Origin of the sequence: Chitinophaga sp. NPDC101104 (genome assembly GCF_050277495.1) — a bacterium.
Taxonomy (GTDB): domain Bacteria; phylum Bacteroidota; class Bacteroidia; order Chitinophagales; family Chitinophagaceae; genus Chitinophaga.
Map to the genome: position 1 here is coordinate 35,725 of NZ_JBNNSF010000004.1, position 15,314 is coordinate 51,038.

The window sequence follows — 15,314 nt, forward strand, 5'->3', positions numbered from 1 at the left end:
GAAGCTTTTAATCGCTTCCCAAGCCGGTTATCGGCATCCGCTTTCTTAACCCGCGGGTGAACCGGGCCTGTACAGAAAACCTCTTAGCTATTGAGGTCTTACCCGATTGCAAAACAAAGGTAAAGCGACATAAAAGGCTGATTAGCAAACAATTCCAATGATTCCTGTAATTCCTGATATTCCTATTGTAATTCCGGAAATGCCGGATCAATTCCGATAATTCAGTATATAATTTCACTTATGGCGACATTTTTTATCGACTACCAGCACATGGTTTTGGCCGCGTATGAGCGAAAAAAGAAGGATAATGCGCTGCCTTACGGGCTTAAGTATCTGACGCCCGCGAAAATCAAAGAAGATTGTGAGTTGCGATGCACACAATCTGTCAGCAAATTGGACGAGAAGACCATCCGGCAATTCTGCGGAGACCTAAACGAAGCCAAAACCATCCTGACGGTTGTTCAGCGCTGTGAAACGGACAAGTTCAGACCGTTGGTAAACTTCATAAAGGGAAAATCGGAGAAACCTGACGAGAAGCATGTTGAGCTATTGGCATGGCTGATAGACTTCCCAGGCAGACCCTTCACGCCCGGAAAAGATTATTCCGCAGTAAATGTTAAGGCACCGGCAACAAATGAGCCTGAACCAGTACTTGACAAACAGATAGTGGAAGCCCATTTTATGACAACCTCATTGTCAAAAGAGCTTATCCCCCCAGCTTCAAAACCGGAAATTCCGGAAATTCCAATGCCATTGGAGGGTAGAGTAAACGCGGAAAACAGCCCCATTGTAAAAGAAAATACAAAAAGCAAATCCGCAAAAAGGTTGGCCATTGCCGCCATATTATCGCTGGCAATGGGTACCGCCGCTACCTGGTGGTGGAAAGATACCAACCAGCCATTGGACTTGAACGGTGGCTGTATGTATTGGAAGGAAGACCACTACGAGCCCATCGCCTGTAACGAAAAGATCGAAAACGCACGGGTCATTGCGTTGGACTCCGTGAAACTGAAAAACTTCAGGAAAATCACGCGGCCGGATACCATCACGATCCAGTCGTTAGGCAAAGTCTGGTATTCCAAAATCGATGGAAAAATCGAATACTTTACCGCCGATGGCGAACATCCGGTGAACTTCGAACGAAAGCTCAAACTTCTCTCCACTTATATGTTAAATAAATACATAATATCAAATGCTGCTTCAAAGTAAAAATTGCAATTGGAAACATCGGCCTCCATTCGGAATATGCACCTATCCGGCCCAGGCTTCGCACGGGCCGGGTTTACGTTTTTTTGCCGAAAAGGCATATATTACTATCTTGATTAATAACTAGCTACGCACAAAAACCCTGCACCAGGATGAATAGCGAGGATGTATCTCATATTATAGCCACCAACCCAGCTTTCCTGATATTAAGGCTGCAAAACTCAAAATGGGTCTTACCCCTGCTTTACAGCGCATTCAAGGAAGAAAACCAAATGCTGATCGACGAAGCCTCACTCGTCCAGAAAGTAGCGGACTTCCTGCTCATCCAATCCGAAGGAAACGAAGACCTGGCGGAGGCCAATATTCTTTTTGGCGAAAATGAAGAAATCAGAAGCCGGAAATACATCCTCAACTGGGTACAAAAAAGAATATTGCAAGACCTTATCGATTCGGACGGCGCCATTCAATATCAGCTCAGCGCCCATACCGAAAGACTGTTTCAATGGATCGCCAGCCTGCAGAACAGACAGCACGTAGGCACCGAAAGCCGTTTCAAGCTGTTATTCAACTCGCTCCGCGATATCGTGGAGCACTCCGAAGACGATGCCAGGAAACGGCTGGAAATACTAAAAGACAAAAGAGCCGAAATCGATAAGGAAATCAAAGCCATTGAACTGGGTATCGCTCCTGACAGCTATAATAACGCCCAGGTACAGGAGCGTCTCGACCTATTCTCCCGCCTCTGCTACGAACTGATCAGCGACTTCCGGGAAGTGGAGGATAATTTCAAACAAATCCACCGATCCATTGTAGAACATCACACCCGTACCGAACAGCACAAAGGCGCCATCCTTGGCTATGCTTTCGAAGCTTACGACGCCCTGCGCAACAGCAGCCAGGGCAAAAGCTTTTATGCTTTCTGGGATTTTCTCATTTCCCGCGCGGGCCAGGAAGAATGGAAGACCCTTACAGATGAGTTATTGATAATGCTGAAAGAAAGAGAAATCCACGCAGATGATACCTTTATCCAGAACGTAAAATCGCTGCTCCTCCAACAAGGCCGCTCCGTGTACGATGCTAATGATAAAATGGCCGACAAACTGAGCAGGATTATTACCGAAAAGGAAATTGCCAAACACAGGCGGCTAAGGCAGCAATTGTCCGGTATCAAAGAATTGATCTTTGACCTCATGTATGTTCCGGACATCAACTGCGGAATAAAAATCCCGGAGGGACCGGATATCAAAATGGTTATGGACAGGAAATTGCAGCTCGCTCCTAAAAAAACTCCGCCAGCCGTAACCCAGCCATTTGTTGCTACCGAGAAAATATCAGATCCGGAGCGGTTCGACAGGTTGCTCAACACAACCCTCATTGATAAAAAATATTTATGGAACAAAGTAGAACTGGCTTTAAAAGACCGGAAATCGGCGTCCCTGAAGGAAGTATTGGAAACAACTCCCCTGGAACATGGGCTTGCGGAAGTGGTGGGATACTTCAGGTTCCTTCGAGAAAAGCCGGGCAAAGCCAATGTATTGGATTCCATCACCGAGCTGATACCACTGAATAAAGAACAGACAAAATTCGTGGAAATCCCGTTCCTGTTATTCAATCTCTAAAAAATGAACCCGAACAACCATATACATCCCTTCACGCCCGTGTTTATCCGGCTACTGAAAGGACCACTTGAATACTTCGAAAAAAGCAACTGGGAAAAATTACTCATGCATAAACATGAAATTCAGACGTTTTTGCCTTCCATCGGACTTAAAATGACGCTGGATGAGGAAGATGGCTATGCTTACCTCTCCCACAATTTTTCGGAAGACGATAACATCGGCTTCAGCTGGATCCATCGCCGCGCCCTCGGCTATGAAGAAAGTATCATGCTCGTTTTGCTACGGGAAATGATGGCCGAATTTGAAACAGGAGAATCCACAACCCGTGAGCTGATCAGGAAAAGACGGGAAATCAAGGAATATGCGGAGCTGTTTTTCAGGGAGCCCGTCAGCCGGGTGAAATTTATGAAAGAAATAGACCGGCTCATCGAAAAGGCGGAAGAGTATGGCTTCCTCCACCAGGAAGAACAACATGAAATCCCCGACGAACAACGTTTTAGGATCTGCAAAATCATCAAAGCAAGAATAGGCGCAGAAGAACTGGACGAATTTTACCAGCAACTGCAACAGATCAAGCAACAACATACCGGCATGCCGGAGAATGACGAAATGTTTAACAATAATTAACCCAATGTTATTCGATGCAGCTAGACGTTTTTAGTACAGACAACGAGAAGAACGGATTCCGTCTGCAATACATGGAGATATTGAACTGGGGAACATTTGACGGAACCATACATACCATTCGCCCCATGGGTGAAACCAGCTTGCTGACCGGCGCGAATGGCAGCGGCAAGACGACATTCGTAGACGCCTTGCTGACATTGATCGTACCGGAAAAACGATACCGCTTTTACAACCAGAGCAGCGGAAGCGAAAAAAAGGGAGACCGGACGGAAGACAGCTATGTGTTGGGAGGATTCGGCACCATCAATAACGAGTTAAGCGGCACTTCAAAAACGGAGTATTTGCGGGAAGACAAGGCCAGCGCCTATAGCATTCTCCTGGTCCATTTCGCCAATGAAACCGGTCAGGAAGTAACACTCTTCCAGGTGCGCCACTATCTGCATGGCGAAATGAAGAAATACTTCGGCCTGGCCCATAAGGCACTGCTGATCGAAAATGACTTCAAACCATTCGACCTCGGCGGAAACTGGAAAAGAAACTTAGATCAGCGATACAATAAAGGCGCACGGAAACAGGTAGAATGGTTTGATGCCGCCAGTAAATATGCGCAGCGGATGGTGGAAGTGCTTGGCATGCAAAGCCTGCAGGCCCTTCAACTTTTCAACCAAACCGTAGGGATTAAAGTGTTGGGCAACCTGGATGAATTCATCCGCCAGAATATGCTGGAACCCAGGAATACGGAAGAGGAGTTCGACGCCCTCAAAAAACAACTGGTCACCCTGCTGGATGCACAGCGCAATATCGAGAAATCCGAGGCGCAGATCGGTATGCTGACTGCCCTTAAAGAACAATATGAGCGGTTCCAGGAATTGAACCTTAAAACCGATGAAATAAAACGGCTGCTCGAAACCGCGCTGGTCTGGAAAAACTATACGCAAAGCGAATTGCTGAAAACAGCCATCAGCGAAGTGAATGAACAGCTCAAGCTGCAGCGGGAAAAGCAGGCAAGTATCAAGTTATCGATTCAGAAATTCCAGCAGGAAGAACAGGACGTCAATTTCCAGATCCAAAACAATAAAGCCGGTCAACGCCTAAAGGCGCTCGAAGCGGAAATCGCGGAAAAGGAAAAAGAGCTCCAATCCACCCAACAAGCGCTTAACGAATTCAGCAAATGGTGCGAAGACCTAAAATTGTCCGTCACCATTCCCGAAAACAGGGAAACTTACCAACAGATCAAAAAAGAAAACAATACAAAACTGCGTACACTCGAGAACGACAAGCGCCTCAATGAAGAAGATGACTTTGAAGCCAAAAACAGGAAGCGCGCCGCACAGGAGGAAAGGGACCAACTGGAGCAACAATTAAACAGCCTGCAACAAAGCAAAAACAATATCGACTATCATCTCATCAAACTGCGAAAGCAGATTTGCGACGAGCTGAGCATAGATATCGAAAAACTGCCCTTTGCAGGGGAGCTGATGCAGGTCAGAGAAGACGAAATGATTTGGCAACCCGCACTGGAAAAATTACTTCGCAACTTTGCCCTCCGATTGCTGGTACCAGACAAGTACTACAAAAAAGTAAATAAGTACGTCAATAATCACCATCTTAAGGCCAGACTAGTGTACACGCATGTACTGGAAACTCCTTTACGGCAACATATCGAGGAAAATACGGTGCCTGAAAAACTGGAATTCCATCCCGAACATGAGCTGTCCGATTGGCTGGAACAGGAAACCATCCGTGCGTTCCGCACCAACTGCCTCGAAGATGAAAAGTACTTAGAACGGTATGAAAATGCCATTACGCTCAACGGCCTCATCAAAAACGGGAAACGCCATGAAAAGGATGACCGGCCAGACCGGAACGACCCCAGCCGTTACGTGCTGGGATGGAACAACGAAAACAAAAAAGAAGCCCTGCTGAAGAAAAGGTCCGCTGCAGTGGAGGTAATCGGTGCGGCAGAAGAAATCATCAACAGATGTGCGAATAAAAATAAAAGGCTGTCTGCACAATTTTATCACAGCCAGCGAATCGACGAGCATGCAACATTTGATTCGCTGAACATTAAAGCCGTGACCGCCAGTATTCAAACCCTGAAAAAACAAACGGAGGCATTGCGCCAAAGTAACGAGGCCCTGGATGCGCTGAAAAAGCAGCTGCAACAGATCCAGCAATCGCGTCTGGAGGCGGATAATGTAAACGAAAGGTTGATCGGGGAAATTGCGCAGCTGCAAATGCGGAAAGACCAATATGAACAAGACGCCAGCTCTCTGCAGCCAATCCTGGAAATCCTGACGGTAGACGACAAAGACAGACTGCTGTCTTTCCAACAACAATACAACGCCGTATTGGGAGATACCGATATGACGAATCTTGGACGTTGTTACGATGCATTTAAACAAGCGAGAGAACTTGAGAAAGACGCCATCCAGGAGCAGCTATCCAAAGCTGAAAGGCAAGTGATGCACCAGATCGGGAAGATAAAACGTCCTTCCCCCGAAATACTCACAAAATACCCCGATTGGGGCGGAGATGTACAACAGTTGCCCGACGATCCTGCTTATGCCGCTGAATACATGGAATGGCTGGAAAAACTGGCCACGGAGAACCTCCCAAAATACAGAAAGGATTTCGAGTCATTTATAAATATAACGATCACGCACAAGATTGCCGGGCTCAAAGAAGCGCTGGACAAATGGGAGCGGGATATCGATACCAGTGTGAAGCGGTTGAACGAATCTTTGGGCGCCATCAATTTCAACCGGCTCCCCGACACCTATATACAACTGGGCAAAAGAGTGTTGGGGGCAGGCACGGAAATCCGGGAATTCCGCCAGAAATTGCTCGAAGCACTTCCACAGGCAGCAAATTGGGGCCAGGAGAGCTTTGAAGCAAAAGCCATGCATTTTACCGAAAAAGTACAGCCCCTCATTAATGAGCTGGACAAAGACGAAAGTTATAGAAGAAAGGTATTGGATGTCCGGAACTGGTTTGAGTTCTGGGCCGACGAACGGTTCCGTGGGAACAACGAGCTAAAAAAAACGTACAAGCAGATGGGGCAATTATCAGGCGGCGAAAAGGCGCAGCTCACGTACACCATTCTTTGCAGTGCTATTGCCTATCAATTCGGTATTACCCGTGAAGGTAAGAATTCTAGGAGCCTCCGCTTCATCGCCGTAGATGAAAGCTTCAGCAACCAGGACGAAGAAAAAGCGACCTATCTGATGGAGCTTTGCCGCGAGCTGCATCTCCAGCTGCTGGTAGTAACCCCCAGCGATAAAATCCAGATCGTTCAGGATTTTATCGCCCACGTCCACCTTGTTCAGCGGGTTGGCCATCGCCACAGCACGTTGTACAATATGACGATGAAAGAACTGAAAGACAAATTGAAACATCCAGCAGCAACATCCAATTAACGGCTATGCAGGACAAAATATACCTTTCCCAGCTGGAAAAACACTATAACAACTATCTTCAGCAGCTGATCGAAGAAAGGGAATTCACCCCTATCTTCCTCCGGAGCGGCCTAAAAAAGCCGGAGACTTGGGAAGCCCTGGAAAAATCCATCAACTGCTTCCAGCGGTTTGAAAAGAAGGACGGTGTGTATGGATGGACGATCCAATGGGAAGATTGGAGCAGTAAAAAACTGGGAAAACAACGCTGGCCCTCCAGTATCTTTGTTGAATCCAGCAAAGACTACCTGGCGCTGCTTAAGAAAGAAAAGGAGGTATCCAGGTTCATGGAACAATTGCGGTTACTTACTGAATGGAATCCGGCCATCCGTTCCTGGCTTTCCGGCCGGCCAATGAAAGTAATGGAATTGGAGGGTAATTGGACAGGAATTTGCGGGGTGGTGGACTACCTTCGCCAAAATGATTTGCATGCACATTTCCTACGCAGCCTGCCAGTTCCCGTTCACACCAAATTCATCAAACAATTCGAGTCAACAGTACTTTCGTTAGTAAACCACCTGCACCCGAGTATCCGAAAACTAGAAAGCAATAGTCTTGAAGAAGCATTGGGGCTGCGCCAGAAACCGTTCCTCTACCCCGTCCGCTGGCTGGACACCTCTTTGCAACAACGCCATCTACCCCACATGGAGGTTATCGGCCTATCGCGAGAATCACTACAGCGCATGGACTGGCCTATACAGGAAATATGGGTCGTGGAAAATGAGACCACATTATTTATGCTCCCTCCAAGACCCAATGCGATCGCCATCTGCTCCGAAGGCTATGCGATAAGGGGTCTGAGCGAAATCCCCATGCTGCATTATACCACTTTATATTATTGGAGCGATATGGATGAAGACGGGTATAACATGTTGGGTATCTTTCGCAAAGACTACACCCACGCCAAAAGTGTGTTCATGGACAGTGCAACCTTCGAGATTCATGAACAGGAAGTAGAACGCCTGCCGGGTAAATACAAAAAAGCCCCGCCTGTTAATCTTACACAAGCAGAGCTTACAGCTTTTAACCGTTTAATGTTGATGCAGGGCAGAATTGAACAGGAGAAACTAAAGTTGTCGTATATACGTGAAGTTACTTCGAGATATTAAATTACGCCGGGGCTATTGGTTCAGTCCTCCTCCCTCACTACTCCCCCTCCCCACAACCCCCGATCCCACCACCACCTCCATTTCCACCCGCTTCCCCGCCATGAGCTTAATGAGCAATCCCGCCGCTTTCGCTCCCATCTCGAACGCCGGCTGCGTCACCGTCGACAGCGAAGGCTGCAACATCCCCGCGATCTCCAGGTTCGAAAAGCAGATCACTTTTACATCCTGCGGGATGCGCAGCGACAATTCGTTGCAAGCCTGGTACACCAGCGGCGCCAGCTTCTCCACCGCAGCCACAATGCCGTCCGGACGGTCTTTCCGGCGCAGGAGCCGCTTGATCGCCAAGAGGTTCCGGCGCGCATCGGCATCGCAGCAAAGCACGTTCTTCGCCAGCGGGCGATGGCCGGCTTCGCGGAGGGCGCTTTCGTAGCCGGAAAGCCGGTCTGCACTGATAGACAGTTGCGGCGAAAGCCCCAGGAACGCCACCTGCCGGCAGCCGTTCTTCAACAGCAAGCGCGTGGCATTGCCCGCACTGGCGGCATCGTCTGTAACCACCTTCGGCGCAGGAACATCCGGCAGCACACGGTCGAACAGCACCACGGGAACACCCTGGTCCATCAACGCCCGGATATGCGCACCGTTTTCCGTAGTCCCGGAAACGGACATCAGCACCCCGTCTACCCGACCGCTCTGAAAATCCTTCAGGATGGCCTGTTCGTCTTTATAATCTTCATGCGTCAGGCAAATGATGGAATGGTACCCCTTTTCCTTCGCCACCGCCGCAATCCCGTTGATCGCCAGCGAAAAAAAACTATCCGCCACCTCGGGGATCACGATGCCGATGTTCCGGCTCTTCCGCCCGCGGAGACTGCTCGCATAAGGGTTCGGCTTATAATCCAGCCGCGCGGCCAGCTGCAGCACCCGCCGCTTGGTGGCTTCGCTGATCTCATGGCTGTCCCGCAACGCTTTTGAAATCGTCGAAACCGAAAGCTGGAGCTCCCGGGCCAGGGCTTTTATGGTGATCTGCTGCATCTTCTACGAAACCGGTTTCGTAAATAAAGAAAGTGGAAACGTACCCAACCACTTAAAAATAACCGAAATTATGGATGGATTCCACATCTCTCAAACTACAAAAAATTTTGCCATGGGTAACCAGCAACCGTTCAAACCCTCGGAAATCAATCCCCTGAACAGCCTCGATGAATGGGAAGACGCCGTCCTCAACCGGTATCCCGACCCGGACAGCATCGCCAAAGATAAAACGACCGACCAATACCGGAATTACGACACCCCGGAACGGGACACCGTCCGCGAGTTCTACCGGCTCAACCATACTTACCAGACCTACGATTTCGTGCAGCAGAAACGCGCCGATTACCTCAAGTTCGATAAGAAGGAAATGCCCGTCTGGAAAGCGTTCGACTTCCTCAATGAACTGGTGGACGATTCCGACCCGGACACCGATCTCGACCAGTTCCAGCACCTGCTTCAGACCTCAGAAGCCATCCGCGCCGACGGTCATCCCGACTGGATGGTACTCGTAGGCCTCATGCACGACATGGGCAAGGTACTCTGCCTCTTCGGCGAGCCGCAATGGGCCGTGGTAGGCGATACTTTCCCCGTGGGATGCGCCTATTCCGACAAAATCGTATACCCGGAATTCTTCAAGAATAACCCAGACTACCACGACGAACGCTTCCAGTCGCCCACCGGCATTTACGAAAAAGGCTGCGGGCTGCGGAATGTGGACATGTCGTGGGGGCACGACGAATATGTGTACCAGATGATGAAAGACTATCTGCCGGAGCAGGGCCTCTACATGCTGCGGTACCACTCCTTCTACGCCTGGCACCGCGAAGGCGCGTACAGCGATCTGCTGGACGGCCACGACCGCGAAATGCTCCGTTGGGTAAAACTCTTTAATCCATACGATCTTTATTCGAAAAACCCCGTACCGCCGGATTGGAAACAGCTGCGGCCCTATTACGAAGACCTGGTGGCCAAATACCTGCCCGCCAACCTGAAATTCTGATGCCTGCCGCAACAACCAAACCCATTCCACGCGTATGAATAAACTGCAGTTCGCCGACTATGTAGTTTTCTTTATCTATTTTATTATCGTTGCCGCATACGGATTGTACATCTACCGGAAAAAACGTTCCGCCGCCGCCAGTTCGAAAGATTTCTTCCTCGCGGAAGGATCGCTGACCTGGTGGGCGATCGGGGCATCCCTGATCGCGTCCAACATTTCGGCGGAGCATTTCATCGGGATGTCGGGCTCGGGATTCGCGCTGGGGCTGGCCATTTCCACTTATGAATGGATGGCGGCGGCCACGCTGATCATCGTGGCGGTAGTGCTCATCCCCATTTACCTGAAAAACAAGATCTACACCATGCCGCAATTCCTCGCGAAGCGGTATAACGACAAGGTCAGCACCGTCATGGCGGTATTCTGGCTGCTGGTGTATGTTTTCGTGAACCTCACGTCCATCATCTATCTCGGCGCGTTGGCCATCACTTCCATTTCGACGATTTCATTCGAATGGTGCATCGCGGGACTGAGCGTTTTTGCGATCATCGTAACGCTGGGCGGGATGAAAGTGATCGGTTATACGGATGTGATACAGGTGCTGGTATTGATCGTCGGTGGATTGGTGACTACTTACCTGGCGCTGTCATTATTGTCGGAAAAGTTCGGTTATGACGGCAATATCCTCCAGGGATTGGGAGTGTTGCGCCGGGAAGCTCCCACGCATTTCCACATGATCTTCGACGAAAGCAACCCCTATTACAAGGAGCTTCCCGGCCTGTCTGTACTGATCGGCGGCATGTGGATCAACAACCTGGCCTATTGGGGATGCAATCAGTATATCACGCAGCGGGCGCTGGGGGCCGACCTGAAAACCGCCCGCAACGGCATTCTCTTCGCCGCCTTCCTGAAGCTCCTCGTGCCCGTGATCGCAGTACTGCCGGGCATCGTGATGTTCGTGCTGCATAAAAACGGTATGTTCCAGCAGGAGATGACCGATGCCGCCGGCCACGTGAAGCCCGACCACGCTTATCCCACCCTCATGAACCTGCTGCCGCCGGGCCTCAAAGGCGTGGCGTTCGCTGCGCTGACGGCCGCCATCGTGGCTTCGCTCGCCGGAAAGGCCAATAGTATTTCCACCATCTTCTCCCTGGACATTTACCAGAAATTCTTCCATAAAAACGCGACCGAAAGGCAACTGGTGCGCGCCGGCAAATGGGCGGTGATCGTTTCCATGGGCATCGCCGCGCTGGTGACGCCCGCCCTGCGTTCCCTCGACCAGGCGTACCAGTTCATCCAGGAATACGTCGGGTTTATTTCGCCGGGCGTGCTGGCTATATTCCTCCTGGGATTCTTCTGGAAACGCACCACCGCTTCCGCGGCGCTCGCCGGCGCCTTGCTCACCATTCCCATTTCCACGGTCCTGAAATTCCTCCCCAAATGGACGGGCGGGGCATTCCCGGATTTCCCTTTCCTCGACCGGATGTCTATCACCTTCTGCCTGCTCATCGCTGTGATGGTGATCATCAGCCTGGCGCAACCCCGGCAGGAAACGGAAACGCCCATCGAAATCGACCGCTCCATGTTCCGCACCACCACCGGCTTCAAGGTGGGCGCGGTCATTATCATCGGAATACTGGCGGCTTTGTATACGGTGTTCTGGTAACAATCGTCATTATTTGAATGTCGTATCCGGCCGATTTTCACCGGATACGCCTTCCGCATCCGCAAACCGGTCAAAATCCGTCAACTTCATGTTAAATCCCGTAACATCCGCGCCCACGGCCTCCCCTACCTTTGGACCAAACAATGGTCTATGCGCAAGTTTAACTGGAACGGCGTTTTCCCCGCCCTCCTGACTCCCTTCACTCCGTCCGACGAACTGGACATCGACATGTGGAAAATCAATCTCGCCGCGCAACTCGATGCGGGTGTAGACGGCATCATCATCGGCGGTTCCCTCGGTGAAGCCAGCACGCTTACCAACGAAGAGAAAAAGCAGCTGTATATGGCCGCGCGGGACTTTTTGCCGAAGGGTTTCCCCATCCTCGTCAACATCGCCGAACAAACCACCAGCGCCGCCACCGCACTGGCAGCCGACGCCGAATCCTGGGGCGCAGACGGGCTGATGCTCCTGCCGCCCATGCGGTATTACGCAGACAATGCCGAAACGCTCGCTTTCTTTAAGGCCGTAGCATCCGCCACCAGCCTGCCGATCATGCTGTACAACAACCCGGTGGACTATAAGATTTTCATCACGCTCGAAATGTTCGAAGCGCTGTTGCCTTATCAAAACATCCAGGCGGTGAAAGAATCTTCGCGCGATGTCATCAACATTACCCGCATGATCAACCGCTTCGGCGACCGGTATAAAATCCTCACCGGCGTAGACCCCCTCGCCCTCGAAAGCCTCGTGCTCGGCGCAGACGGCTGGGTGGCAGGACTGGTAGACGCTTTCCCCCGCGAAACCGTGGCCATATTCAGGCTCGTCAAATCGGGAGATATCGCCACCGCACTGAAAATCTACCGCTGGTTTATGCCGCTCCTGGAGCTGGACATCCATCCCCGCCTCGTCCAATACATCAAACTGGCCGCCGCCAGCACCGGCATAGGCACGGAATACGTGCGCGCCCCCAGGCTACAGCTGCAAGGCAAGGAACGCGAAACCGTTCAGCAAGTCATCGATACCGCATTGGCAACACGCCCCATTTTACCTGACTATCTCAACATCCATGCAAACGCCCAATAGCAACGGCCTTCATCCGTTCCAGGCCGTAAACCCGGCCTCCGGCGAGTTACTCGAAGGCAATTTCTTCCGCGCAACTTCTGCGGATGTGGATGCCGCGATGCAAGCCGCCGTTACCGCTTTCGAAACGTTCCGCCGCGCCGGGAAAGATGAAAAAGCCCGTTTCCTCCGTACGATCGCCGAAGCAATCGAATCCGGCGGAGATGTGATAACGGAAAGGGCTTCGGCGGAAAGCGGGCTTCCGCTCACGCGCCTGCGCAACGAGCTCGTGCGCACTACTACCCAGCTGCGGCTTTTCGCTGCGCTCGTGGAAGAAGGTTCCTGGGTGCAGCCCGTGATCCATACCGGCCCGCCGGATATCCGTAAAATGCTCGTGCCGCTGGGGCCGGTCGTGGTTTTCGGGGCCAGCAACTTTCCGCTGGCATTCTCCGTGGCCGGCGGTGATACGGCTTCCGCCTTGGCGGCCGGTTGCCCCGTGATCGTGAAAGCACATCCCGCGCACCCCGGCACCGGCGCGCTGGTAGCCGCTTCCATCCGGTCCGCCATTGAAAAATGCGGCATGCCGGAAGGCGTTTTTTCCATATTGTTCGATGACGGACATGCAGTTGGCGCAGCTCTGGTGAAACATCCGGCCACAAAAGCGGTCGCGTTTACAGGTTCGCTGAAAGGCGGACTGGCATTGCAAAAGCTCGCAGCCGAACGCGCCGTTCCCATCCCGGTTTTCGCGGAGATGGGCAGCATCAATCCTGTTTTGCTTTTACCCGCTGCGCTGGAAAAACGCGCTGCGGAAATCGCCACCCAACTCGCCGGGTCGATCACGCTGGGCGGCGGGCAATTCTGCACCAAACCCGGGCTCATCCTCGCTTTGCGGTCGTCTTCCCTCCAGACTTTCACCACCGCGCTGGCCGATGCCATCCGCGAAACCACGCCCTTGCCCATGCTCACCGCGAGCATCCATCACCATTATCATCAACTTGCTAAAGCAATGACCGCGGCGAATGGTGTGACGCTCCTCGCCGAAGGCGCTCCCGCTTCCGGAACGGTCCATTTTCCCACGCGCGCGCGGCTTGTGCAGGTCAGCGCCGGGGATTTCCTTTCCAACCCGCATTTACAGGAAGAAGTATTCGGGCCGTTCGCGATGATCGTGGTGGCGGAGGATGTGCACGAACTGCGATCCGCCGCCGCGGCGCTCGGCGGGCAACTGACGGTCACCATCATTGCGGAACCGGACGAGCTGCCCGCACATGAAAACCTCGTTCAGCAACTGGCGGACCTCGCCGGGAGGATCGTTTTCAACGGCGTTCCCACCGGCGTGGAAGTTTGCGCCGCCATGCAGCATGGCGGCCCTTTCCCCGCGAGCACAGACAGCCGCTTCACCTCCGTGGGCCAGGGCGCCGTGGCGCGGTTCGTTCGCCCGCAGGCCTGGCAGAACTGGCCGGATGAGCTGTTGCCCGACGAACTGAAGTCCGCCAATCCGCTCAATATTATTCGTATCACCGACTTAACCTGTGCAAGAAAATGATATCGAAAACATTCTTTTGTGTAGACGCGCATACCTGTGGCAACCCCGTTCGCCTCGTGGCCGGCGGCGGCCCGCTGTTGCAAGGGAACAGCATGAGCGAGAAACGCCAGCATTTCCTCCGGGAATTCGACTGGATCAGGACGGGGCTCATGTTTGAGCCCCGCGGTCACGACATGATGTCGGGCAGCATCCTCTACCCGCCGCACGACCCCGCGAACGATGTGGCCGTGCTTTTCATCGAAACGAGCGGCTGCCTACCCATGTGCGGCCACGGTACAATCGGCACCATCACCATCGCCATCGAGGAAGGGTTGCTGACGCCGAAAATCCCCGGCACCGTGCGCATGGAAGCGCCCGCCGGCCTCATCATCATCGAATACCAGCAGGAAGGCAGGAAAGTGAAATCCGTTAAACTCCGCAACGTTCCCTCCTACCTCGCCGCCGAAAACTTGCAGGTGGAATGCCCGGACCTGGGCATGCTCCGCTTCGACGTGGCCTATGGCGGCAACTTCTACGCCATCATCGACCCGCAGGAAAATTTCCGCGGGCTGGAACATCATACCGCCGCTCAACTCGTGTCCTGGAGCCAGGTGATCCGCAAGCGGATCAACGACGCGCACACATTCGTGCATCCGCAAGACGCAACCATCAATGGTTGCAGCCATATCCAGTGGACCGGCGCGCCCATCGACCCCGCATCTTCCGGCCGCAACGCCGTTTTCTACGGCGACAAAGCGATCGACCGGTCGCCCTGCGGCACCGGCACATCCGCCCGGATGGCGCAATGGTTTGCAAAAGGGAAACTCCGGCAAGGTGAGCCCTTCATCCACGAAAGTTTCATCGGCAGCAAATTTACCGGCCGCGTGGAAGCTGTCACCGAGCTCGCCGGCAAACCCGCCATCATCCCCAGCATCGAAGGCTGGGCACGGGTTTACGGGTACAACAACATCCGGATCGACGAGGCAGACGACCCTTACGCATTCGGTTTTCAGGTTATTTAA

The 15,314-nt window shown here is 52.3% G+C and carries 11 protein-coding genes; 10 read left to right on the forward strand and 1 reads right to left on the reverse strand.

Features of this window, described 5'->3' with window-relative positions:
* Positions 1 to 240: 240 nt before the first annotated feature.
* The 5 genes from ACQKLP_RS23915 (at position 241) to ACQKLP_RS23935 (ending at position 8,016) form a co-directional block, all read left to right on the forward strand.
* Entirely contained in the window at positions 241 to 1,209 is a 969-nt protein-coding gene (locus ACQKLP_RS23915) for a hypothetical protein (RefSeq protein WP_427325551.1), read from the forward strand.
* A 149-nt stretch (positions 1,210 to 1,358) separates the two neighbouring features.
* Positions 1,359 to 2,825 (forward strand): DUF3375 domain-containing protein, encoded by a 1,467-nt coding sequence (locus ACQKLP_RS23920; RefSeq protein ID WP_427325552.1) that lies wholly within the window; start codon positions 1,359 to 1,361, stop codon positions 2,823 to 2,825.
* A gap of 3 nt (positions 2,826 to 2,828) precedes the next feature.
* Positions 2,829 to 3,452, forward strand: a complete 624-nt coding sequence (locus ACQKLP_RS23925) for a DUF4194 domain-containing protein (RefSeq protein ID WP_427325553.1) — start codon at positions 2,829 to 2,831, stop codon at positions 3,450 to 3,452.
* 14 nt (positions 3,453 to 3,466) lie between these two features.
* Positions 3,467 to 6,871, forward strand: coding sequence for an ATP-binding protein (locus ACQKLP_RS23930; RefSeq protein WP_427325554.1), 3,405 nt, complete (start codon positions 3,467 to 3,469; stop codon positions 6,869 to 6,871).
* A 5-nt stretch (positions 6,872 to 6,876) separates the two neighbouring features.
* On the forward strand, positions 6,877 to 8,016 hold the full coding sequence (locus ACQKLP_RS23935; RefSeq protein WP_427325556.1) for a Wadjet anti-phage system protein JetD domain-containing protein: 1,140 nt from the start codon (positions 6,877 to 6,879) through the stop codon (positions 8,014 to 8,016).
* A 12-nt stretch (positions 8,017 to 8,028) separates the two neighbouring features.
* Here ACQKLP_RS23935 and ACQKLP_RS23940 read toward each other — a convergent pair whose 3' ends face one another.
* A complete protein-coding gene (locus ACQKLP_RS23940; RefSeq protein ID WP_427325558.1) occupies positions 8,029 to 9,048 on the reverse strand; it encodes a LacI family DNA-binding transcriptional regulator in 1,020 nt (339 codons plus the stop codon).
* A 112-nt stretch (positions 9,049 to 9,160) separates the two neighbouring features.
* Between ACQKLP_RS23940 and ACQKLP_RS23945 the strand changes: the two genes are divergently transcribed.
* From ACQKLP_RS23945 to ACQKLP_RS23965, 5 genes are all read left to right on the forward strand, one after another.
* On the forward strand, positions 9,161 to 10,048 hold the full coding sequence (locus ACQKLP_RS23945) for an inositol oxygenase family protein (protein ID WP_427325560.1): 888 nt from the start codon (positions 9,161 to 9,163) through the stop codon (positions 10,046 to 10,048).
* A gap of 34 nt (positions 10,049 to 10,082) precedes the next feature.
* On the forward strand, positions 10,083 to 11,711 hold the full coding sequence (locus ACQKLP_RS23950) for a sodium/sugar symporter (RefSeq protein WP_427325562.1): 1,629 nt from the start codon (positions 10,083 to 10,085) through the stop codon (positions 11,709 to 11,711).
* 150 nt (positions 11,712 to 11,861) lie between these two features.
* A complete protein-coding gene (locus ACQKLP_RS23955; protein ID WP_427325564.1) occupies positions 11,862 to 12,794 on the forward strand; it encodes a dihydrodipicolinate synthase family protein in 933 nt (310 codons plus the stop codon).
* Entirely contained in the window at positions 12,778 to 14,313 is a 1,536-nt protein-coding gene (locus ACQKLP_RS23960; protein WP_427325566.1) for an aldehyde dehydrogenase (NADP(+)), read from the forward strand. The genes ACQKLP_RS23955 and ACQKLP_RS23960 overlap by 17 nt, the downstream gene beginning before the upstream one ends.
* A complete protein-coding gene (locus tag ACQKLP_RS23965) occupies positions 14,310 to 15,314 on the forward strand; it encodes a 4-hydroxyproline epimerase (RefSeq protein ID WP_427325568.1) in 1,005 nt (334 codons plus the stop codon). The genes ACQKLP_RS23960 and ACQKLP_RS23965 overlap by 4 nt, the downstream gene beginning before the upstream one ends.